This window comes from Candidatus Jordarchaeum sp., assembly GCF_052745115.1.
This window is the reverse complement of the sequence record NZ_JBRAKS010000483.1, coordinates 1-2,291: the sequence shown is the minus strand read 5'-3', so window position 1 is coordinate 2,291 and position 2,291 is coordinate 1. Positions and strand designations below refer to the sequence as shown.

At 40.9% G+C, this 2,291-nt stretch carries 2 protein-coding genes; one reads left to right on the top strand and one right to left on the bottom strand.

Annotated features, from left to right (window positions below; all coding sequences use genetic code 11):
* The first annotated feature begins 280 nt into the window (after window positions 1-280).
* Complete coding sequence (amrB, locus tag ACUVXA_RS19880) at window positions 281-1,180, top strand: AmmeMemoRadiSam system protein B (RefSeq protein ID WP_445873031.1); 900 nt, start codon at window positions 281-283, stop codon at window positions 1,178-1,180.
* A 36-nt stretch (window positions 1,181-1,216) separates the two neighbouring features.
* Here the strand turns inward: amrB and ACUVXA_RS19875 are convergent.
* The coding region (locus ACUVXA_RS19875) for an aldehyde ferredoxin oxidoreductase C-terminal domain-containing protein (RefSeq protein ID WP_445873030.1) at window positions 1,217-2,291 on the bottom strand (1,075 nt) is incomplete at its 5' end.

Genomic DNA, 2,291 nt, shown 5'->3' with positions numbered 1-2,291 from the left:
ACTCGGAAAAGAAATTTAAAGAGGGGGGTGACAAATGTCTATGATTTCTACAGTTAATAGCAAAAATCGAAAATTAATAAAAAACTTTTAAAAAAGCTAAATTTGATTATATAGTTCATCCACCATATATAAGTAAAAATGAATTATATGATTATACTTTTGCCCTATAATAACTTTTAAAAAATTGGTGATAATTAATAGGAAGAAATATCAAAGAGAACTTCCTAGAAGAAGATGTTAATTCATTTGAATATTTTACATAAATGTTTGGAAGGAGTGTTTGAAGGAGTTGAGGGACAGAAGTCCTGCTGCGATTGGATTTTATCCGGGTAATAAACAAGCTTTGAAGGAAATGATTAAAGAGTGTTATCTCAGCGAGTTTGGACCTAAGAGTCTTCCGAAAGTCAATCCTGAGGGTCCCAGAAATATTATTGCTTGCGTCGCTCCGCACGCTGGTTATTATTATTCAGGTCCTGTGGCAGCACACTTGTATAGGGCCATCGCTAATGATGGTAAACCAGATTCTTTTGTGCTGATAGGACCTAGCCACATGGGGTATCCGGGTGCCTCAATCATGGTGGAGGGAAATTGGATAATGCCTGAGGGAAGAGTTCCTGTGGATACTATTCTTGCTAAATCCATATTGAAGAGTGGCCAAATAATTCTCGATGATGACAGTGCTCACATGTCGGAACATTCTCTCGAGGTTCAGCTACCATTTCTACAAGAACTCTACGAAGATTTGAAGATAGTACCGATAGCTATGGGGATGTCTGATTGGGAAACCTGTAAAGAGGTTGGAGTGGGAGTGGCAGAGGCAATAAAAAAAGAGAATGCAAACGCCATAATAATTGCCAGTACGGATTTAACACATTACGGAATGATGTATGGTTACGCTCCCGCGGGAAGAGGCCCAGTAGAGAAAGTTATAAAATGGGTTCATGACACAGACGGAAAAATAATTAGTAAGATTGAAAGCTTGGACGCCGAAGGCCTATTAAAATTGGTTCGGAGAGAGGATCTCACCATGTGTGGAGCAGCACCTGTGACTAGCGCTATAATAGCGGCAAAAGAACTTGGTGCCACAAAAGGAATAAAACTACAGTATGCGACCAGCTATGATATTCGAGGAAGCTCGGATGCCATAGTAGGTTACCTATCAGCTATAATCATAAAATAGAAATAACGGGGAATAAATTGGTCTTGTAGAATTCACTCACAGTAGTTTTCTTTTCTTAAGATTAGGTATCACCATCTCCAGTCCTAACTGTTTTAGTTTTTTCTCCGTGGGTCTTCCGGTTTCTAGGTCCCAGCCCCTCTCATCATAGTAACCATCAAGAAAACTTTCTGCAATCTCACGAGTAATAATAGTTTTTCTAAAGTAGTCCATCATCTGATAATTTTTCCCCTCATCCTCTACGGGTTCAAACCACTTATCAGGAAACCGGTCATCTTGTCTTGTGAAACCTGCTTTAACGTTAATGATTCTTTGCAGGTTCCATATCCTTTCACCGGCTTTTGTTAGCTCTTCTGGACTGGTTTCAAATCCCGTTGCTGATGAGTAAAAATCCGCACAGATGTTTATGGTGTAAAAGCGATTTATATGTCCTCTGGCACAAATGCCGAGGGAGCTTAGCACGGAGTACCAGTCTTCACCGAATTTGGTTAGTCGACCGATATCCAAGCCCGTGGAATGCTGAAATACACGGTTTACAGCTTCCAAGGATTGTCCCATTCTTTGACCGTGGCTCCTAAATTTTTCAATATCACTGCCCGGCATATAGGTGGGGGATCCTCCACAGGCCACGTGAGCTCCCATGGGATTAACAACCTGGCTGAATTCCATACTGCCTAATCCAAAGTTTCTTGGATCGAAAACTATGCTCAAATTTTTTATGTGAACCACATGCTTTTCAATATCTTTTTCTAGCATCCTAGCCGCCTGCACCATACCCTCAGCAAGTATGTCGCCGAAACCCTCTCTGTGAGCTATTTTATCCACCAAATTCATCAAGCTTTTAAAATCTCTCTTGAGTTCCAAGCCACCAGTATCCTCCCTGGTAACTATTCCCTTTTCATAGAGCCCAACAAATAAGTCAAGAACCTGCGCCACAGTTATTATGTCTAAACCGTAGCAAGACACTTTATCAAGTGCTTTAACGGCTTTGTTGGCGTCACAATCCTCGCAGTTTAAAAAGAACCATAAAGAATTAAGATACGAGGTAGTGGGGGTAATCAACCGTTGTCCGAAACTTACCCATTTAGGACACCGCCTAAATGGTGTTCGGTTC